Source organism: Paenibacillus sp. FSL H8-0317 (genome assembly GCF_045040685.1).
Lineage (GTDB): Bacteria > Bacillota > Bacilli > Paenibacillales > Paenibacillaceae > Paenibacillus.
This window is the reverse complement of record NZ_CP150294.1, coordinates 1,334,378-1,355,130: the sequence shown is the minus strand read 5'-3', so window position 1 is coordinate 1,355,130 and position 20,753 is coordinate 1,334,378. Positions and strand designations below refer to the sequence as shown.

The 20,753-nt window shown below is 48.1% G+C and carries 18 protein-coding genes; 8 read left to right on the top strand and 10 right to left on the bottom strand.

Annotated elements, in window-relative coordinates; translation table 11 throughout:
* Nucleotides 1–348 precede the first annotated feature (348 nt).
* Complete coding sequence (locus MHB43_RS06095) at nucleotides 349–2,058, top strand: sigma 54-interacting transcriptional regulator (protein ID WP_221819013.1); 1,710 nt, start codon at nucleotides 349–351, stop codon at nucleotides 2,056–2,058.
* A gap of 47 nt (nucleotides 2,059–2,105) precedes the next feature.
* Here the strand turns inward: MHB43_RS06095 and MHB43_RS06090 are convergent, their stop codons facing one another.
* On the bottom strand, nucleotides 2,106–4,175 hold the full coding sequence (locus MHB43_RS06090) for an ATP-binding protein (RefSeq protein ID WP_221819012.1): 2,070 nt from the start codon (nucleotides 4,173–4,175) through the stop codon (nucleotides 2,106–2,108).
* 319 nt (nucleotides 4,176–4,494) lie between these two features.
* On the opposite strand from MHB43_RS06090, the gene MHB43_RS06085 reads away from it, so the two are divergent.
* Nucleotides 4,495–4,785, top strand: coding sequence for a hypothetical protein (locus MHB43_RS06085; protein WP_221819011.1), 291 nt, complete (start codon nucleotides 4,495–4,497; stop codon nucleotides 4,783–4,785).
* 59 nt (nucleotides 4,786–4,844) lie between these two features.
* Here MHB43_RS06085 and MHB43_RS06080 read toward each other — a convergent pair whose 3' ends face one another.
* Complete coding sequence (locus tag MHB43_RS06080) at nucleotides 4,845–6,515, bottom strand: PucR family transcriptional regulator (protein ID WP_405131554.1); 1,671 nt, start codon at nucleotides 6,513–6,515, stop codon at nucleotides 4,845–4,847.
* A gap of 189 nt (nucleotides 6,516–6,704) precedes the next feature.
* Here MHB43_RS06080 and ald point away from each other — a divergent pair, with 189 nt between their 5' ends.
* Nucleotides 6,705–7,838: an alanine dehydrogenase gene (ald, locus tag MHB43_RS06075; protein ID WP_339182518.1), complete on the top strand. Its 1,134-nt coding sequence runs from the start codon at nucleotides 6,705–6,707 to the stop codon at nucleotides 7,836–7,838.
* On the opposite strand, the gene MHB43_RS06070 is transcribed toward ald, so the two are convergent.
* Both MHB43_RS06070 and MHB43_RS06065 read right to left on the bottom strand, forming a co-directional pair.
* Complete coding sequence (locus tag MHB43_RS06070; RefSeq protein ID WP_339182516.1) at nucleotides 7,805–8,008, bottom strand: hypothetical protein; 204 nt, start codon at nucleotides 8,006–8,008, stop codon at nucleotides 7,805–7,807. The genes ald and MHB43_RS06070 overlap by 34 nt on opposite strands.
* The gene (locus MHB43_RS06065; protein WP_339182514.1) at nucleotides 8,005–8,922 is read right to left on the bottom strand and encodes a PD-(D/E)XK nuclease family protein; all 918 of its coding nucleotides are present in this window, start codon (nucleotides 8,920–8,922) and stop codon (nucleotides 8,005–8,007) included. Before MHB43_RS06065 ends, MHB43_RS06070 begins: the two co-directional genes overlap by 4 nt.
* Before the next feature lie 413 nt (nucleotides 8,923–9,335).
* On the opposite strand from MHB43_RS06065, the gene MHB43_RS06060 reads away from it, so the two are divergent.
* The gene (locus MHB43_RS06060) at nucleotides 9,336–10,019 is read left to right on the top strand and encodes a serine/threonine protein kinase (protein ID WP_339182512.1); all 684 of its coding nucleotides are present in this window, start codon (nucleotides 9,336–9,338) and stop codon (nucleotides 10,017–10,019) included.
* 286 nt (nucleotides 10,020–10,305) lie between these two features.
* Here the strand turns inward: MHB43_RS06060 and MHB43_RS06055 are convergent, their stop codons facing one another.
* On the bottom strand, nucleotides 10,306–11,202 hold the full coding sequence (locus tag MHB43_RS06055) for an AraC family transcriptional regulator (protein ID WP_339182510.1): 897 nt from the start codon (nucleotides 11,200–11,202) through the stop codon (nucleotides 10,306–10,308).
* Nucleotides 11,203–11,331: 129 nt separating this feature from the next.
* Between MHB43_RS06055 and MHB43_RS06050 the strand changes: the two genes are divergently transcribed.
* Both MHB43_RS06050 and MHB43_RS06045 read left to right on the top strand, forming a co-directional pair.
* Nucleotides 11,332–12,219 carry a sugar phosphate isomerase/epimerase gene (locus MHB43_RS06050; RefSeq protein WP_221819006.1) on the top strand — a complete coding sequence of 296 codons (888 nt, stop codon included), beginning with the start codon at nucleotides 11,332–11,334 and terminating at the stop codon, nucleotides 12,217–12,219.
* 48 nt (nucleotides 12,220–12,267) lie between these two features.
* The gene (locus MHB43_RS06045) at nucleotides 12,268–13,323 is read left to right on the top strand and encodes a Gfo/Idh/MocA family protein (RefSeq protein WP_405131553.1); all 1,056 of its coding nucleotides are present in this window, start codon (nucleotides 12,268–12,270) and stop codon (nucleotides 13,321–13,323) included.
* Between the two features lie 307 nt (nucleotides 13,324–13,630).
* Here the strand turns inward: MHB43_RS06045 and MHB43_RS06040 are convergent, their stop codons facing one another.
* Complete coding sequence (locus MHB43_RS06040) at nucleotides 13,631–14,950, bottom strand: glycoside hydrolase family 125 protein (RefSeq protein ID WP_405131552.1); 1,320 nt, start codon at nucleotides 14,948–14,950, stop codon at nucleotides 13,631–13,633.
* A gap of 114 nt (nucleotides 14,951–15,064) precedes the next feature.
* Between MHB43_RS06040 and MHB43_RS06035 the strand changes: the two genes are divergently transcribed.
* Nucleotides 15,065–16,123, top strand: coding sequence for a LacI family DNA-binding transcriptional regulator (locus MHB43_RS06035; RefSeq protein ID WP_339307177.1), 1,059 nt, complete (start codon nucleotides 15,065–15,067; stop codon nucleotides 16,121–16,123).
* 235 nt (nucleotides 16,124–16,358) lie between these two features.
* Here MHB43_RS06035 and MHB43_RS06030 read toward each other — a convergent pair whose 3' ends face one another.
* The 3 genes from MHB43_RS06030 to MHB43_RS06020 all read right to left on the bottom strand — a co-directional run bounded on the left by MHB43_RS06030 (nucleotide 16,359) and on the right by MHB43_RS06020 (nucleotide 19,255).
* Entirely contained in the window at nucleotides 16,359–17,984 is a 1,626-nt protein-coding gene (locus MHB43_RS06030; RefSeq protein ID WP_405131551.1) for a hypothetical protein, read from the bottom strand.
* Entirely contained in the window at nucleotides 17,962–18,537 is a 576-nt protein-coding gene (locus MHB43_RS06025) for a sigma-70 family RNA polymerase sigma factor (RefSeq protein ID WP_336759144.1), read from the bottom strand. The genes MHB43_RS06030 and MHB43_RS06025 overlap by 23 nt, the downstream gene beginning before the upstream one ends.
* Nucleotides 18,538–18,739: 202 nt before the next feature.
* The gene (locus MHB43_RS06020) at nucleotides 18,740–19,255 is read right to left on the bottom strand and encodes a mismatch-specific DNA-glycosylase (protein ID WP_336759143.1); all 516 of its coding nucleotides are present in this window, start codon (nucleotides 19,253–19,255) and stop codon (nucleotides 18,740–18,742) included.
* Between the two features lie 159 nt (nucleotides 19,256–19,414).
* Here MHB43_RS06020 and MHB43_RS06015 point away from each other — a divergent pair, with 159 nt between their 5' ends.
* Complete coding sequence (locus tag MHB43_RS06015; protein WP_017690279.1) at nucleotides 19,415–20,335, top strand: AEC family transporter; 921 nt, start codon at nucleotides 19,415–19,417, stop codon at nucleotides 20,333–20,335.
* Between the two features lie 61 nt (nucleotides 20,336–20,396).
* Here MHB43_RS06015 and MHB43_RS06010 read toward each other — a convergent pair whose 3' ends face one another.
* A complete protein-coding gene (locus MHB43_RS06010) occupies nucleotides 20,397–20,648 on the bottom strand; it encodes a hypothetical protein (protein ID WP_036606446.1) in 252 nt (83 codons plus the stop codon).
* Between the last annotated feature and the right edge of the window lie 105 nt (nucleotides 20,649–20,753).

The following is a 20,753-nucleotide window of genomic DNA, read 5'->3' as shown; positions in this document are numbered from 1 at the left end:
ATTCGCATTGATCTGTGTTTCGCCTGCCAGGGTCTGCAGATCAACTGCCGATGCACTGGAATGATTCCGTAATGTCAGTACATCACTTGATGCAGCAGTGATAATGATCATTCCTGGATTGGGCAACGATGAAAAACACCGCGTAGTCCCCAGCATTACAAAAACAACATTAACCACGATTTCCGATTGCCTTATGTATGATTCATGTCAAAAAATCTATACACACTTCACTTTGAAGGCTATACTATGGATAACTATCTCACTCAAATATTTCCATCTACTCCGACCATAAGAGTTCCTTGTAACAGGTACAGTTCTGAAAGTTATGCCCAAACTGAGGTGATACCGATGAAACATTTACTTCCAGATTTAATGTCTTTATTGCGCACGGATATGGGTACTCTGGATACAGTCCCCCCCACCCCCTGTATCCCTTCATCGACATCGCTGGTAGATGCCATCTCCTTATTCGACACATCTTCTTATCTGTTCATTCAGGATGAAGGTCCTGTACTGGGATATATCGTGGTATCCGATGTCCTGCATGCCATGATGCATGCGCATCGCCTAATAGAAGCTTATTTTGAGACCACACTGGAGACAGCGGGTTCAGCTCTGACATTAATTAATGAAGATGCCAAGGTGGCCTACTGGACAACTGGCGCGGAGCATGTTTTTTCGATCAGCAAAAATGATATTATCGGACAGCCTGCGGCAGACTTTTTTCCGCCTGATCGACTTCAGTCTCTCAAGACGTTGTATACCGGCGAAACGGTCTATCGCAAACAGCATCAGCCACGGCCCGACCTGTTCGCCCTGATTAATGCTCGTCCTGTCCAACTGGATGGACATATTGTTGGTGCAGTTGCTGCCGAAGTGGATATAACAACTGAAATTCGATTACATCAGGAACTATTACATATGACATCCAAAGTCCAACATCTGGAAAAAGCCGTTGCCAGACTGCGTCCTGACACAGATCCCTTTGCTCGCATCAAAGGCAGCAGCACAGTGATTCACCAGTGTTTGGAGACCATTCGCAAGATCAGCACCACCTCAGCAACCGTACTTATTCTCGGGGAGAGTGGCACAGGCAAGGAGTTATTCGCCAAAGCCATTCATGATCTTCGTGAATTGCAGACGGCACCGTTCATCGCGATTAACTGCGGGGCAATTCCCGCTTCCTTGTTCGAAAGTGAATTATTCGGCTACGAGAAAGGCGCATTCTCCGGAGCGGATCCCAAAGGCAAAAAGGGCAAGATCGAGCTTGCCGAAGGGGGTACCCTTTTTCTGGATGAGATCGGTGAGATGCCATTGGAATTGCAAGTGAAACTGCTTCGGGTGTTGCAGGAGAAGAGTTACTTTCCTGTGGGGGGAACGCGAATGAAGCAGGCCGACTGCCGGATTATCGCAGCAACCAATCAGAATCTACGGAGTATGATTGCCCGCAATCAATTCCGAGAAGATCTCTACTATCGGCTGAATGTCATTAACCTTGTCATCCCTCCTCTGCGTGTGCGCAAGGAAGATCTATATGAATTAACCCAAACGTTCCTTCAAGAATTCTCATTGCTGTATAACCGTCATATTGAGTTGGTTCCACCCGAAGTATTCAAATTGCTATTCCAATATGATTGGCCAGGCAATGTACGTGAATTACGAAATGTGATCGAACGCCTGACCATTCTGACGACAGATGGTGAGGTGAAGCAGGAATACCTGCCTGATACCCTCACTTCCCTCACCATGCATGAACAGTCCGAAGTTCAACTGACATCCGGAATTCATTCATATGCCAACAACGAAAATCAGCAACGTCAGGATTCGGCGGGAGCAGAACCAGAACCTCGATCCATTGCAAATGTGGACGAATTAGATCCCTCGAATGATTCCGAACTTGTCTCGGGTGTTACCTACCAGCAAAAATTGGACACCTATGAGGCGCAACTTCTAATTCAATATCTGAAAGCAACAGGTGGCAACAAACGAACACTCGCCAAGCAACTTGGCATCTCCAGGGCAACACTCTATAACCGCATGAAGAGGCTTGGTCTATGACCAGCCTCTTCTTGTCGTCATTATCGGTATGATGAACGAATAGAACCCTACAAAATCCGCGCCAAGCGAGTCAGCGCTGTTCTGAGATGGCGATAGAATGTCGCCCGACTCATGGAACACGTCTGGGCTGCGGCAGTTGGATTGCCAGCATGCGTCCAGTAGGCCGCGTATAACAGCATCTGATCCTGTGGAGATAGGCCATGCACTCTGCCTTCCAACAGATCCATGACATACAGCTGTAACTGGATTCCATCCTTTACTCCTCTAACCCTGTCAGCATATTCATGCAATTCTCCCGGGGAACGAAGATCCCCCAACATCTTGCGAACATCCTGTTCAGTCCAGATAACACCATCCACTTCTGTTGTTTCCGGCTGTATACGATCTTCTGTTGATTTCGGATCAAGCAGAGACATGACCCACTCTCCGAATTGCCCGCTACGCAAATCCAAATCAAGTATGTCCGCCCGGTCCTCGAATCTGTCACAGACACGAGTGCGGATTCTTCGCATCTGGAATCCAATACTTTGCAAAAATAGTTTCAGGTGAGGATTCGTTGCAACGAGCATCGCTCTCGCACCATCACCCAGTAGAGATAGTCGATCAAGTGCCATGTATCCCACCAGTTCTTCTCGTGTATAACCAGGCACATCATCTCTTGCCGCAGCCAGCAATGCAAAGTGAGTATCACTCTGATCGGGGTCATTCTCAAGCTCCTGTAGAGTGAAGCATTCCTGCATCTCATTCGGAAAATATTTCAAAAGCAGCTCACTACTACCCCTATGTACAAGTACCGTGATAAACATGGCGATTGTCTCCCCAAGCTTGTCACGCATTAATACGATTCCTTCGGGAAAACGGTGTGCCAACTCATCCAGGAAGGGACCGTAGGACACAGCCTGCCATGGTTCCACGCTGTACTCGCACCATTGCTGTAACAAGCTGTGCAGAGCGGGCAGATCCTCTTTTCTCATCGTCTCAAGAGGGGAGAACAGGGAATCACGAGACACGTCTGCGTACTTGCGGTATTGAAGCATGGATTCCTGACAGAGCAGCAGCATCTTTCGGGCGATTTGACGACGCTCATGAGCCCCTGCGTGTTCATGTAGCGGTTTCAGCAGCTTCGCAATCTTGATACGCATTGTCTGCAACCGATGTGGCTCACGCTGTCGAAAATCCCGGAGCAGATGCACCCTGGCCATGTCATGCAGTCCAAGACCATCCGGACTGGAACGGATAAACGACATCTGTCTCAGCATGTGGTAGTCTTCTTGCGTCACAGTCATGTCCAGGACAGATGATAACAATTCCTGATTGGCTGTCTCAATCAGTGTCAGTACCTCCACCATGGGATGTAGATGGGAATTCGTCAGTTCCAATAATAATCGTGCACTGATCATGTGTGATAGCTCAGCCCATTCGGACTGTGGAAGATTCCTCCTCTGATCCGCAGCTTCTACAGCAAGGGCCAGCCCCAGCGGATGTCCATCGGTCATTCGTGTAATGGTACCTGCCATCCCCTGATCCAGAAAGCCTGCCAACGTGATATATTCCGTAATCTCATCCACTGTGAAATGTTGAAGCCTCATCTGTATAAACCTCTGATGTAATCGGGGATGTGTCCGCCAGGTGGACGCCAGTTCCGGGCGTGATGCAAGAATGACAAGTATCCCTCTTAACGGAAGTTTGGATACAAAGACTTCCATGAACCAGCTTTCTAACAGAGCAAGCTCTTCATAATTATCCACGGCCAGGACCAATCTCTTCTCGATCGATGTGTCTCTCAGCAGACTCAATGGTCGCGGGTATCCTTCACTATCCATTGTTTCCAAGCCTAATGTAGAGGACAAATAATCCATAAAAACGGAAGGAGTTGCCCCACATGATCGACCATCCATCCATATTGCCGTCGCACCTCGATCCCGAGAGACAGATAACATCTCTGAAAGCAAGGAAGATTTACCAATGCCTCCCATGCCCGTAATTGAAAATATGGTTAATGGGGCTTCCGGATGATTGAACCACCGCTCCAGTGTCGTCAGTTCCTTGGTTCGACCAATGAAACGTTTGCCATCCTCAACATATTTGTCGTATTTTGCCTCACTACTGTTTCCCATATATGTCCTCCGTACTAGATACTGGTACTTTTAATATACTTTTTTCTCTCACAAAATTGAGACTATATTGAGACGCGCAATTGCATGTGAAGTGATAGAATCTTGTTAAAAGCCAATTTAATGGAAATATTCAAAACAGCGGACATGGAAACGTATAACAAGGTATACATAAACGCCTCTGCATTATTTCTTATCATAATGGATCATTCCGCCGATCAAACTGCAATCAACATGTTACATGAGCATTTACTGATCTCGAATTCATGCTTCCCTTTCATACCCTACTACCAGCCCGATATTCCAGGAAAGGCGGATTTGTGTGAGAATAAACCTCGATATCTGTAATCTGAGCGGACAACTCGGAATCAATCCCAAACGACTTAATGAATGGCTACACCAAAGTGGCATTTCAATGGAGGACAACGACGCAGAACCGGAAGGACGCCCTGACCGGTCATCCCCCCCGTATCGGCTGGCTGCACCTTCTTCCTTATCACTGGCACCATCCTCCGGTCAAACGAAGCTATATCGGGGCCGACGCTCCACTCCTACCCTGCAACACCTTCCCGCCTCGTTACAACGGACTCGGCGGATCAGTAAAAACTGCTAGACTGTGCTCAAGGTAGTGTAAGATGGGTGCACAGTCTGTCTTACATCCCTTTCACCCCATCAAGAGGATTGCCACTGCCCATTCTCGATCATCGCGTGCGCGAGTAACGCCATCTCCAGACAGATTCTTCTCCCTTGATCCATGTAACCTGGACCCATCAGTTCTTCCAGCTTCTCCAGTCTGTTGTACAACGTTTGCCGATGAATAAATAACTGGGCAGCTGCATCCCGTTTGGAACCAAAGTTCTGCAGGTACGCATCCAACGTCTCCACCAATCGCAGGTGATGCGTTTGGTCATGTTCAATCAACATACCCAGGTGATCCTGGACAAAGGGTTGCAGGAAGGATTGGGGTAACGCTTTTAACATTTGATATATACCCATACGTTCGTAAAAGTGAACATGTTCCATCAGATCTACCGATCTTGAAACTTCGATCACCTGATAGGCCTCCTGAAGGCTCTCCGGCAGGCTGGTCAAACGGTTGCGTAACTTGCCAAATCCCACATGAATCATAACCTGTTTCAAGTTACGACTGGCAAACCGTTTCACGTCCTGGGCAATCCCCTCCAGCAATCGCAGCAGTTGATGACGTGCAGCAGCCGTTACCGCTTCCTTCGCACAGCATAGATATACCTGGTTGTTCTTCAGCATAATCAGGCTAGGCAGATTGTTCTTCTTGAGCAAGGAACGCAGCAGGACAAGAACATCCTGATGATTGGCTTCCATTCTCTCCCGGCCTATACCCTTCAATCGATGCTCAATCTCGATGACCCCTCCTGCAAACCAGTACTGTCCCTTCACCAGCAAACGAAGCCCCATTCGAGTCTGAGCCTGTTCCTCCTGATGGATGTTGCCATTCATCAGATCCTGGATCAGTTCATTCTGATTGCGGACCATCTTCTCTTCAAGAAACTGGGATCGAAGCGTGAGCGCTGCCGCCGCCTTCGCTGTATAGTCGAGCAACAACTTGAGATATTCGACTGGAGCTGCGGGATGCACAATCATGCCTACAGCCGAAAATACCTGGCCAAAACAGACGACCGGATGACACAGCAGAGCCTTCTCTTCCTCGATGTGGAACCATAATTCGGTATCTGAATCATTCAAATCCAGATGTTCTACCTCATGCTCATACCAGGTATAGATGGCCTGTTCCATCTCCGGAACAAGTTCGGGCACAAAACTGCCTGGCTCCATGGACGAAATGTACACCACCGGTTTGGTAGCATACTCATGCAGCAGGTTCAGCACAGCAGACATATCCGTACTCTGTAATGTTCGTTGCTGAAGCTGACGGGAGTATGCTTCCAGACTTTTCAGCAACTGGTGTTGATGATTAATGAGCAGAGAGTGAATATCCTGTGTAATCTCGACAAAACGGACCGGTTGTTCAAATACGATCAGCGGAAACTGGTGTCTGTTCGCCAGTTCAATCAGTTCTTCCGGGATTCCGTATATGCTGGTACCAAACTCCACACATAGCCCCGCTGCCTCACTGCCAATGAGCTGAAGCAGATACTCTTCGCGTCCTTCTTCCGATTGAAGCCACAGTCCAGTGGATAAAATAAGATCATGAGGGCTTACGAATGGAGATACATTTGTAATCTCCAATACATGAACCCAACCAACCTGACGGTTCACTCCATCCTTCCCTGCCGCTAGTCGTGCTCGGCCAAATACTGGACGTGCAAGGATATCTTTGATCGTAAACACACGGTCATTTCGCAATATCGATCCCTCTTTGTGTTATTTTTTCTTACATTATAATCTATGGACAAATGTCCTGAACAGTCTTTTTCGACAATATGTTGAGTTCGATTCCTAAAAATTAGACATGAAGTAAGGTGCAAAACGAATATTCAAGTCATAAACTTGTAGTATAATCTAACAACCAATAAATGGACGAGGTGCATGGTGATGAGAATCGGAATTCCCAAAGAAATCAAGAACAATGAGAATCGTGTAGCAATGACTCCGGCCGGGGCTGCTGATTTCATCAGAGCCGGTCACCAGGTACTGATTGAACAAGGCGCGGGGATCGGTAGTGGATTCACGGATCATGAATATCAAGCTGCGGGCGCCGAGATTCGGATTGATGCCAAGTCAGTCTGGACCGAAGCCGATATGATCATCAAGGTGAAAGAACCACTTGCCAGTGAATATGGATATTTTCGTCCGGGCCTGATTCTGTTCACATACCTGCACCTCGCAGCGGAACCGGATCTTGCCAAAGCCCTTATTAAAAGTCGGGTAACGGCTATTGCCTATGAGACGTTGGAGGTTAACAATACCCTCCCCCTGCTAACTCCTATGAGTGAAGTTGCAGGCCGCATGGCCTCCCAGATCGGAGCACAACTACTGGAGAAAACGGAAGGTGGAAAAGGCATTCTGTTGTCCGGTGTACCAGGCGTCAGTCGGGGGAAAGTGGTCATTATTGGTGGCGGTACAGTCGGAACAAATGCAGCCAAAATTGCTATTGGTCTTGGCGCCGATGTGACCATCCTTGATCTGAATCTGAATCGTCTGCGCCAGTTGGATGATATCTTCGGCAATCAGATCCACACGCTGGTATCCAGCCCATCCAACATCGCAACAGCTGTTGCGGCGGCAGATCTGTTGATCTGTGCGGTGCTGATTCCGGGCGCCAAGGCACCAACGCTTGTCAGCGAGCAAGTGGTTAAGACGATGGCACCGGGTTCGGTCATTGTGGATGTGGCGATTGATCAGGGCGGGATCGTTGAGACCATTGATCATATCACAACCCACGATGAACCGACCTATGTGAAACATGGCGTCGTGCATTACGCGGTGGCGAACATGCCAGGCGCCGTGCCGCGGACGTCCACGGTGGCGCTGACCAACGCCACCATGCCTTATGCGCTGCAGCTGGCGAACCACGGTGCAGCCGCCGCGATTCGCGGCAGTTCGTCCATTCGCAGCGCGGTTAACGTGCTGAATGGACACATCACGTATGAGGCGGTCGCCCGGGATCTCGGGCATGCCTATGTTCCTGCGGGTCAGGCGCTGGAGAATACCGCCGCTGTCCAGTGATCTTGATATGATCGTTCCATCCGGCGCCTTGTCGCCAGGCCTGTGGAACGCAATAGAAGCGCAAGTCGGGCAGATGATGTTCCCGGCTTGCGCTTCTTGATTTTTTTCACATAGGATAGCTTGTTGGTTGGTATAAGGCCTTTAGGTTGCTCCGGTTTTTGGCGCTTCAAACTGCTCGCTCACTGCACACTTCGCGGAAGTTGCAATCCCGGCAGGACCGGTGCGAAGGCATCGCTGTGAAGTAGGTGACGTCCTTGGGACGGTTATAATACTCATCCTCCACGCAGGATCGCATCTCCTCAATGTAACGACCCACGTTCTCCTCCACCTTCCGGATATCCTCTTCTGTCGCTGTAAACTCTCGGTGCTTTCCGGTTAATAAGTACTCCACTCGCAGCTCAATCTGCTCCAAGGGAACCCGGTAGTGTTCTCTCACATAGGATGCGTATAGCATTAGCTGATCCGAGAAGTCATCTTCCTTGCCCGTCTTCCAGTCCACAATGACGATATTACCGTTACTGCGCCGATACAATAAGTCCATCTTCACATACACGCGCGTATCGTGCAGCATCATGGTATCCCATTTCTCGATCTCCAAAATGTCCGTACTTGCCCGGGACAAGTCCTCCCACGTAAGCGTCTGGTACAGGTTACTGACACAGGCCGAAGCCCGTTCCTTAATCGTGGCAATCCGGTCATTCAACGTATCATCCCCGTAATAGATCTCGGACAGCATCGTGCGATTCTTGGGGTTCAGCCGCCACTGATCCGCGTCCATGGATTCCACATACGCCTGATTCAGCAGCTTGCGTACCGTCTGTTCCAGGAAGTGTTCACGCGGTTTATCTTTGCCCTCTTCCCTGCTGCGTACCGCCGACTCACACATCCGATGCGCGAGGTCCCCGAAGACAAGATACAGATTGCTGAGCTGCTTCAGACGGTACAGACGAACCTGCATCTCATCAGCAGAGTCTGTCTTCCATCCGTTATGGGCACCGTAATAATGATAATAATATTTGCGCAGGCACTCATCGAACATACTCGCCCGCGACTGCGAATAAGACCACTGCGGGTATTGTGCCATAAGTAATCTGCCTTTCTGTATGCCGGATCTGCATGAGATCCCTTAATGCTCACAGTATAAAGCCCGGGCAACCTTGTCGCAAGCGCGCTTCCGTTATTTTCTTCTGACGCAACCGTTTCCGATTCGATCCGTATCGTTTATATAGTAACATCACCAAAAGATGAAATTGCGGAGCAGAACGCTTAATATACTCTATAGAGGACAGCGAATCCGGAACCGGGAGCTAGTACGGGTCCAGCCCGGGGCCAGTGTGGGCCCGGCGCTAACGAATCTCACACACCTTATCATGTGGATCACGTGGTTTTACGGAAACTAACAAACCCCAGACACGCTAATTAGTCTTATTTCGATTGTAGAACGTGTTTATTTTATAAAAAAATTGTACAGGCATATCCTAAAAGGAGGCACTACCCATGAATCGACCGGATTGGTTCCAGGCGGAAGAAGCATTACAACAGATCCAAGTCATCGGAAGCGACCGGAATGAGCTCGTGAAGATCATCGGCGATGTAGAAGGATTGAATTGCATTGGCACAGGTACGGATGCGGCTGTATTTACGTATGACGGCTTGCCGCAGTATGCCTTCAAGATGTACTCGGATCATGCCTTGGACAAACTCGAAAATGAAAAACAGGTATACGAGCAGCTCAAAGGCCTGACATACTTCCCTACCTATTATGGCAGCGGCCGGAATGTACTCGTGATCAGTTTTGAACCTGGGGATACCTTGCTGGAATGTTTGGAAAAAGGAATCCCCGTCCCCGAGCAGGTCATGCTCGATGTGGACGCAGCGCGAGAAGCCGTTCGCAGCCGCGGGTTGAACCCTCGCGACATTCATCTGAAAAATGTAATTCTTCATAACGGACGCGGGAAAGTGATTGACGTATCCGAGTATATTCAGGACGGCAATGACAATCGCTGGGAGCATCTGGTTTGGGCTTATCACAACATCTATCCACGGATCAAAGGAACGCCCATATCCCCACGCATGCTGCAAACGATCAAATGGGGATACAATCAACTCGATCATGCCAATGTCAAAATAGACGATCTCTCCAAGAAAGCCAATCGTCTGTTCTCCAGGTTTATGAAATAAGCATGTTGTACACATAGATGATTGTCTTGATATTATTGAATCAAAACCACCCGGATAATAGCCTTGTAGAGGCCTTTATCCAGGTTATTCTTTGTATATGTGTGTATGCGTATGATTATGGTTACGGTAATCACTGCTGTGTGCTCTGCTTCTGCTTCTGCTTCTGCTTCTGCTTCTGCTTCTGCTTCTGTTTCTGTTTCTGCTCACAATTGCGACTGCGAGTTACATATTGCCACAACCTTCGTTATGGACATTTTATTCGAGACTACTGGTAAACTGGTCGTGCTCAACCTTCTTTTCTTCCACGTCCCTGCGAGGGAGTCATGCCCTTGTATTGTTTATATAACTTGGTAAAATAGTTGGCGTTGTCGCAGCCAACTCTGGCGGCGATCTCCGTAATGGTCAGACTACTGCCTTGCAGCAGCTGCTCTGCCTCACTCATCCTGCACCCGTTCACGTATTCCACAAAAGTACGTCCGGTCAGCTTTTTAAACATTTTGCAGAAGTGATACGCATTCAATCCCACATGACTTGCCGCTTCCGTAACAGACATCTTACCTGTGGGGTCCGCTTCAATCTGTGCAATCAACTGTTTGAAACGTTCGCGGTTTGGAAAATACGATCCGACCGTTTTATCCGGTAGCTGCTGCGGCATAAAGGTACGCGCAAGCAGGGTGAACAAGGCATGCAGCTTGGATTTCACCACGAGCTGATAAGCCGGGGGCTGTAACGCCATTTCCTCCACAGCTTCATTCAGCAAAGAATAATAGCCTGTGCAGGCTGTGTTTTCTTCTGTCGGTTTGACCGGAAACCTCACTCTTCCTTCCAAATACGGCGCGACATATTGCTCATGCACAGGATCATGAGTGAAATCATGGAACAGTGCACGGTTCACTACAACGGAATCATAATGCACATCCCCCTCATCCAGAGCATATCCGACATGCAGTGTACCTCCAGGAATGATGATGACCTCACCTGCTCGAACCACATAAGGTTTGCTATCAATATGAAACAGCGCACTGCCCTTGCGCATAACAATCAGTTCAAAGTGTTCATGCCAATGCAAATACAGAATACATTCTTCAGCTTTCATATCTGAACACCGATTTTGGAACAACTGAAATGGATGTGATTTATGATCAATTCGGGTATTTTCGTGAAGCGCTTTCAGATCCAGCACGACTTCTTCCCCCTCTTCACAAGATCCGACTATTATTACACAAGATTGTTTAGAGCCATCCCGTTAATCCACGGCTATAATGAGTGTGTCACGAAGTACTATAAGCCAATATTGGAGTGAAATACAACCATGAATAAATCATTACGCATCGGTACCCTTGTAGGCGGGCAGGACGCCGTCCGCGTTATCCCGCAGATCATGCAACACGGCTTCGAATCATTTAACCTGACCTTCTGGCAAACGACTGGTGATCTGGACCTGGCAGAGACAGCCAAACGTGTCCGTGAAATTGTGGACGAACAAGGCATTGTCATCTCCTCGGTGAGTGTATTTGGTAACCCGCTAACGGGAGCCGGAGACAACGCCGATACACTGGCAAGCTGGGAGCGGGTGATTGATCACGCACAGCTCTTCGGTGCAGATATCGTCTCCGGGTTCACCGGACGTCTGACCGATCAACCCATTAATGAGTCCATCCCCCGGTTCAAGGAAGTATTTGGTGAACTGGCACGCCGGGCAGCAGACCGGGGTGTACGGATTGCTTTTGAAAACTGTGATATGGGTGGAACCTGGCAGACAGGCGACTGGAACATCGCACATAACCCAACGGCCTGGGAGATGATGTTTGATGCTGTTCCGGATGAAAATGTCGGCTTGGAGTGGGAGCCTTGCCATCAAATGTCCAGCCTGATTGATCCTATTCCACAACTACGCAAATGGGCTCACAAAGTCTTCCACGTACATGGCAAAGATGCCACGATTGCCTGGGATATTGTCAAGGAATACGGTGTGCATGGCCCACGTGAATTTGTCTGGCACCGCACACCCGGCTTCGGGGATAACAACTGGGCAGACATTATCACCATTCTGCGCCAGAACGGTTATCAGGGCACGATTGATATTGAAGGCTGGCATGATCCCGTCTACAAAGACGAACTCGAAATGACCGGACAGGTGCATGCATTGCGATATTTGAAACAATGCCGCGGCGGCGATTTTGTGCCCAATCCGGTATAGGAAACCATGCGAGCTGTATAACACAATCCATGCGAAGGAGATGAGAACATGACTCATCCTTATCGGATAATTATCGCTGGCTGCGGTGCCATGGCAAACACATGGGCGGATTATGCCTTGCAAAGGTCAGATACAGAAATCGTGGGACTGGTCGATCTGTATGAACAGACAGCCCTTGCTTTTGCTACAAGACATGGCCTCACCTGCCCTACGTTCACCGATATCCGTGAAGCCATTCAAACGACTGGTGCAAATATCGTATTTGATGTCACGATTCCGGCGAGTCATTACGGCATTGCCATGACAGCGCTGAAGGAAGGATGCCATGTATTTGGCGAAAAACCACTGGCAGAGTCCTTCTCCGACTGCACAGATATTGTGCAAACCGCTCGCAGCACAGGACACATTCAAGCCGTCATGCAAAATCGCCGTTTCGATCCGCGGATTCGTGCTTACCAGCACCTCATTTCCGGCGGAGCTATAGGACAGGTAGGTTATGCCGGGGCTGACTTCTTCCTCGGGCCACACTTCGGCGGATTCCGGGATCTGATGGATAGTCCGCTGCTGCTCGATATGGCGATACATACGTTCGATCAGGCACGGTATATTCTCGGAGCCAACCCGGTATCGGTATACTGCCATGAGTTCAATCCTCCAGGTTCCTGGTATCAGGGCAATGCGATGGCGTTATGTATATTTGAGATGTCTGACGGGTCCGCATTCAACTATCGCGGGTCCTGGTGCGCAGAAGGTGTACCCACATCATGGGAAGCAAGCTGGCGCGTAATCGGTGAAAAAGGAACCGCCATCTGGGATGGTCATAACGACATCTATGCTGAGGTGGTTACTGCGCAAAGCCTGGATGCTGACGGCAAACCATCCTTTTTCCAACCAAGTGAGCGGATTGAAGCGGAACTGCCTGTCATGGACAAAACAGGTCATCACGGCTGTCTCGAAGACATGTTCGCTGCACTGGAATCCGGACGACTGCCTGAGACCGATTGCAGCGATAACCAGTTCAGCATGGCCATGGTCCTCGCATCACTTGAGAGCGCCCGCACAGGACAGAAAGTGTTCATCGCCGATCTACTGAAAAACACATAGCAAAGCGCCTGTATATTTCACCATAAGCAAAGCCCAAACTGCAAAGTTCAGCAGTTTGGGCTTTCTTGTTTTTTTACCTACTCACCTATTCTAAAAATGATATCGTTCAAAAACAGTCGCGCTCGATAGTAAAAGTAGTGCAGGGAACGAAATCGATTCTGAAGAAGCAAAGCGTTCGCCTTTATCACCGGATTTCGACTTTACAAAAGTCGATCAGGAAATCCGGGGATAACAGCGATCAAAAGAACGATTCGTAACCGGAACGGCTGCTTCGCGAGCAGTGAGTTTTTTTTGAACTTTCATCATTTTAAAGAATTCCTTTTTTCATTGCCTTGTACACCAACTGCGAGAACAGGCTGTTGGACCAAGCAAACCATGGTCTAGTGAACGTGTTGGGATCATCGGCTTGGAAACCCTCATGCATATATCCAGTACCTGCATCCGTGTTCTCCAGTAATTCAATCATCGCCAGTATTTCCTCGTCATTGTCTGCGGTCAGACCCTGCATGGATAGTGCCATGTGCCAGATGTATCCCGGAGGGGTGTGAGGGCTACCTATACCTTTGGCTACCTTCCCTTCATAGTAGAATGGATTTTCCTTACTTAAAATGAATCGCCGTGTGTTCTGATACACCCTGTCTTCAATCGAAGCATATTCCATATATGGTATAGACATCAGCCCAGGTGTGCCCGCATCATCCATCAGACAAAAGTTACCGTAACCGTCCGTCTCATAGGCATAAATCTGCCCATACTCTGGATGACGGTAAGTACCGTACAGGGCAATACCATGTCGTATTTCTTCTTCCAAACGAGCCATCCGGCTTACCAGTTGTTCATCCCTGAACACCCACTTCGCGATCTCCCCCATCTGGCGCAAGGTTACCGCAGCGAACATGTTCGCCGGAATATTATAATGAAAATCACAGGCATCATCACTCGGACGAAATCCGGACCAGATCATCCCCGTGTAATTCACAGGCATACCCAATCCTTCATTACGCAGCGTATCATGGGCTGGACAATTACGGCGCATGAACCGGTAAGGTGAACGCTCTGAGTGATGCTGTTCTGTCTCCCACAGGTGTACGATATTCTCCATCACTTTCTTGAAGCGCTCATCGAATATATCTGTAAGTTCAGTCTCCCGCCAATATGTATAAGCCAGCTTCATAGAGAAACAGAGGGAATCCAGTTCAAACTTCCGTTCCCACACCCAAGGTGACATCTCCGTCTCATCAGTGGCATCCCAATGCCATCCATTCGCCGTTTCATTGAATGCATTAGCATAGATGTCCATATCAGCATAGAACGTATGCCGTTTGATTAGGCCTCCGATAATACGCTGCAACTTCTCGTCACCCTTGGCAAGCGGAACATAATGCATGACCTGCTCTACGGAATCCCTTAACCACATCGCGGGAATATCCCCTGTAATCACAAAGGTTGTTCCATCATCCAGCAGCTTCGTGGTCGTTTCCAGTGTATTCGGAAAACAATTGCGAAACTGAGCAAGCAATCTCGGTCGATGTTGCAAACGCTCGTCCGCCTCAGTAAGAATATCCTGCACAGCTTGTGGCAATTCCAGTTGTGGCATAGGGATTTTCGGTAATCTGAACTGTTCCATGGATGTCGTCTCCTTACAACTCTATTGTTATTTTTGTTATGATAAATTATAATAACATTATTATTTGTAAGTGTACTGTGTCAGAAGATGATCGTCAAATGAAGGAGTAATGATATGTCACGCAAAGTATCCATTCAGACGCTGGCTGACCAGCTCGGATTATCCAAATATGCCGTCTCCCGCGCACTCAGTGGCAAGACGGGTGTCAGTGAAGCAACACGCGCACGAGTTCTGGAACTCGCTCGTGCTTTAGGATATCGCCAAAGTACTCCAGGTGCTAACAATATTCCTGCTGCAAACCATGCAGATCCGTCCGATCCACCGTTCGCTCTCATATGCATGAATCAGCTCAACCGCGGTGAACCCCACTACTGGCAACGTGTTCTGTCAGGCATGATCTCCGCCTGTAATGAGCGCGGTTGGCATCATGCGATTGTATCTCCCTCACTCGGAGTGACGGACGAGAACACCTCTCCCGAAAAAGCCATTGCTCCTCATTTGGACTGGGAACGATGTGCTGGGATTATTGTCATGGGGGCTTTTCCTCATACAGTTCTGCAACGGCTCTCTCAGACCGGTCGGCCTATTATTCTGGTAGATCATCAGGAACCATTGCTGAATTGTGATACAATCAGCCATGATAATCTGGAAGCTGGCATCACCGTGGCTAGATATCTAATGTCTATGAATTGCCGAAGGATCGGCCTTATCACAGATGATGGTCGTGCTGCCAGCTTCGCGCAGCGGAAGATCGGCATTGAACTGGCTCTGAACCATTTTCATGTGGACACCAGTCACACTACCAGCTTCAGGGAATGGAATATTCCTTATGAGAACGGCGAATGGGTTAACCCGTTGGCTACTACAATTCAAAATATGCCAGATGACGAGCGCCCTGATGCCTGGATCGGTGTTAATGATGATATTGCCTTGCAGTGGATGCACAAATTACAGGAGATGGGCATCTCCACGCCTAAAGATTGCCTTGTCATCGGTATCGACAATGTACATTCTGCGGTTACGTCCTCCCCGCCCCTGACCACGGTTAATCTGTGCAAAGAGGAGCTTGGGCAACGTGCGGTGGAGGCTTTACAGCGCCGGATTGAACGCCCTGGGACGCCTAAAGAGACGGTTATGTTATCGACCACGTTGATTCCAAGGGAATCGGCATAATTCGGAAAGGGTAACTGCACTTTTCTGAAGATGGATTTGTTATGTACTTGCTGTCTCCGTGAATCTGGTACATACAAAAGAGGCCCCGCATACCATTATGCAGGGCCTTTTCGTATATTAGGCTTATATCCTTATATTCCTGTACATTTACACTTAAATCTACTGATCCATCCACCCATCCTTATACATCCATTCGAAGCTTCATTTACTTTATGTCTGAGAATTGTACTACTGGTTATTTCAGCCAAGGCAGGCTATCGTACGATGGAAGATCCACTTCCCAATTCACATCACGGACCTCTCGGTTAACTGCGGTTCGTTTCAAAGTGAATTTCGTTCCATTCTCTTTTTTAAAACCATGGATAATCAACCTGAGATCATCTACGATGTATTCTTCATTGTTTTTATTAGGCTGATTCGTAGTTCCCATCACTTCAACGGGATACTCCTTTCCTTCATGATCTATAGCCACCCATTGATCTCCGTTAATATCATTTTGGAAAGTCCCTGATCCCTCCAAAACAAGAGAAGAGGTCCCTTCAAAGTTTCTTTCAGGTAGCTTTAATGATTGCTGCACTGGCCAATAATTGTATTTGGAAAATAAAACTTCATCTCCAAATTGTTCAAACTGTAGTACGTAGGTGTAGAATTCAGCATCCTTACGCATCTTTTCCAAATCCACTTCCACGGACTTCTCCTCCCACACCGGGATGGTGTAGCCATCGAGGACAAAGCGAATTTTCTTCGCATCCACCGTAACATAAGCAGGGTCCCATGTCTCAGAAAGCCTCATCTGACCATCATTATTCTCACTCAATCTACTCATATCTCGGAACCGAAATTTGGCTTGACGGGCATTGGTTCTGTTCTCGTTAAAAATTCGATACTCATTCGTTTCTGGAATTTCGATATGATACATTAAATCCATATCATCCGCCCAATTCTCTCCGACTTTGGCACGAAGTTGATCTTCCAGACTGATGTTCATGTCAAGACGGGTCCCGTTTGGCGTGCGTACAAGCTGTGTCATATCTAGTTTCAAGCCCTCAGGAGTAGTGTAGGTGTTGTTCATGGGAGCCTCAACAGCCATTAATTTGGCTTTGGTCATGTCGATGCTGAATTTAAAACTCCAATCCACCGTAACGTCTCTATCCTCATATGACTCTGTCACAAAATTATAGAACACTCCTACTTTTAAATGTCCTAATTCTCCACGCACGAACACCTGATCAGGAATATCTTTGTGAAACTGAAATACAAATTTGTCAAGAGAGCCACTGCTTATTCTGGTATCCCTTGCAAGGGTCGCAACCTCTCTTCCCGTTTCATCAGTGACATGAATTCTTCCCATTTCAGGATATAAAATTGACATTCCGGTTCCATCAGGTGCTGTTTGTTGCAGCCTCATTACAATTTGAGAACGATCCACCAGCACATCTTCAATCTTGAGCTTGTATCCTTGATCTTCAATAAGTAGATTCGGATTCACCACTAGTCCATGGGGTTTAAGACGTTTGTAATCATCAGCCAAACTGGAGTACCTCAGCGCTTCCGGCACAGGCATGTTCGGTAGCGGGGGGCGATCCACAGCGCTCACTGAGGGGGAGGGTGGCTCTGCTGTGTGATCAAAAGCATACCAGGCCCCTCCCGCAAGAATCACAACTGCCGCTGCGGCGATTCCAGTCCGGCGCATCCAATGCGTTCTCATGGATTTTTTCTCGAATGGATGCTGATCTTCTCCACTTTCCATGGACACGCCATCCAGCTTCTGCATGACCTTAAGCGTAAAATCCGCATCCGGTTCCTCACGATACAGGTGCTCCTCCCATAACCGATCTTCATCCCTTGAAATAGGCTTCATACGTAGCTAAACCTCCTTTGCGTTCCATTTGCTTCCTCAGCGTTTTTTTCCCGCGATAAAGGGCGTTGCGCACTTTGGTTGAACTCATACCCGTAATGTCTGCAATCTCTTCATAGCTCAACTCGTTTGTGTACTTCAGTAATAACACCAGGCGATACGATTCAGGTAACTGTTCGAGCTGTCGATATATTTCACGCTGCATCTCTTTATGCAGCACACGTTTTTCCGGTGTTTCATTACTGACAGGTTCGATCCCCTGATCGACCGGAGACATGACGGGTTTCTTTTCCCGTATAAAATCCCGCATCCGATTCACCGCAATGGTGTACACCCACGACGAGAAACTGCTTCCCTCCCGCCGCGACGGGAGATAGCGATAGATGCGAATAAACGTATCCTGAGCGAGATCCTGTGCATCCGGATGACTCGCGCCCATTCCGCGCATGATGCCGTAGACTTTATTTTTATATCGATCTACTAGCACAGAGAACAACTGCTTATCCCCTGCAATAATGCGCTGAATAAGCTCCTCCTCCGGTATCTGTTGAGTCATGTAATCCCCCTTCTCTACAGCTTCCATGCATGGTTCTGTACTATATAGACGGAAGTCGTTCCCGAAACCTCTCACTTTATCCAAAAAAAAGAATTCGCCCTTATCGGCGAAGCCGAATGGGTGAACTCTGAATACACATATGTTAATTCCGCAGCACGATTCACTCTATAGATGACCTTGGAGCTGCACTTGTTCTTGCCTCTTAATCTTCCCTGTTCTTCTCCCCGACAAAATCAGCAAGCTGTGAATAGATCGCCACAATCTCATCCATCGACATACGCACGAGTCCACTGGACGATGGAGCGACGAACTCCTGGATCTCCTTGACGACCGGTTCGTCCTGGAATCCCCATTGCACGTTGGCGCGCTTGCTGTACTGGGTGTATACCCCTTTCCCAACAAAACAGGCAATATCCGGTCGGTATTTCTCCAGCTTTTGCCGTAAAATCTGTCGTCCTTCTGCATACTCTTCCTTCGTAATATCCTCCATGCCTTTGGTGGGCCGGGCCACGATATTCGTAAATCCATATCCCAGCTTCAGCAGTTCGCCGTCCTCCTGTGCATCGTATAAACGCGGGGTCAATCCCGACCGTTCAAGAATGCGCCAGAAGCGATTGCCCTTGTAGGCATAGTGGTGTCCGGTTTCACCTGACGTAATGCTCGGATTAAATCCGATAAACAGAATGGATAAACCAACATCCAGATGATCTGGAATCATAATGGGAGACCCCCTTATCTTTTTAGCATTTTGATCGATATCTTGCTGATTGAAAGGCACTCTTGGGATTTATGCAAAATGCTCGTCTATAAAATGATATAATAAGCAATGTATTTTCGAAACCGGATTGAAATTTTCATGAAAAAGGAAGCTGAACTGATGATTGCAGACATCATGCTAGAAGTCGTCCTGCCTGTCTTTCTCCTGATCGCCGTCGGGTCCTGGATGCAAAAAGTGTTCAAGCTGGACTTGTACACACTCGCCAAAATCAATTTCTATTGTATTACCCCCGCAGCCGTCTTTATGAGCATGTATCACTCGGATATGTCGGGCGAACTGCTCGGGACCGTGACACTCTTTTACGCAATATATGTATTGATTCTTTATATTGTAGGTTCTGTATTTGCGCGCTCGCTTCGGATGAATAAAGGCATGAAGGCTGCCTTCAACAACAGTATCATGCTGGACAATGCAGGGAATTATGGTCTACCCATCAACGCACTGGTATTCCGCGGCGATCCACTCGCCTCATCCATTCAGGCGCTGGTCATGTCTTTACAAGCATTACTGACATTCACCTATGGCGTGTTGTCCATTCAGGGCGCGAAGCTCAAAGGTAATTACCGTGCGGTGATTATTGGATTTCTTAAAATGCCCGTTCCGTATGCACTCTTGCTGGGGATTCTGTTACACATGTGGAAGGTTCCCTTGCCTACGTTCCTGTCCATGCCGTTGACTTATGCGCAGCAAAGTATGGTTGCTGTGGCACTGTTGACACTCGGAGCACAGATTGTAAAATATCCAATTCAACTGTACCGTCTTGATGTGTATATTAGCACATTTTTGCGCCTTCTGATTGGCCCAGCCATCGGCATTTCAATTGTGCTTCTGCTTGGGTTGGAAGGTATCGCTGCACAGGCACTCATTATCGCTTCCGGTATGCCAACGGGTGTCAACGCATCCATTCTCGCGGAAGAATACGATAATGAACCCGATTTTGCAGCCCAGACGGTGCTAATCTCAACGTTGCTTAACATCATCACGATAACAGCACTGATTTCTTATGCCAAAACGTTCTGAAATGAAAAATAAGTCCATGACCCATGAGCAGGGTTGTGGACTTATTTTTGCGGTGCTGAAACTATGTTTCAAACGTCGTTCGTTCCGGGAACTTGCCGCCTTCCCTGAATAAACATCGTACCAGTCGCTGCGCAGCTCGGTTAAAGAAAAAACTCGGACTTACCCCATCCACCTGGACAGGTTCCAGTTCCTTCACACTTTCCTTGATCTTATTCATCTCAATGAGCCCCATCTTTCGCTCATTCGGTCCGAATCGATAAATAACCTTCTCATCGTCCTCCGTCTGTTTTACCAACAGAATCACGGATGCCATACAGGTTACCCCCTATCGTTACGTTATGAGATTCCATTAATTACTTGCCTACTATCATTATTACCCAGATTCTAGTGGAAGGATATAGGACTTAAGTTAGTTATA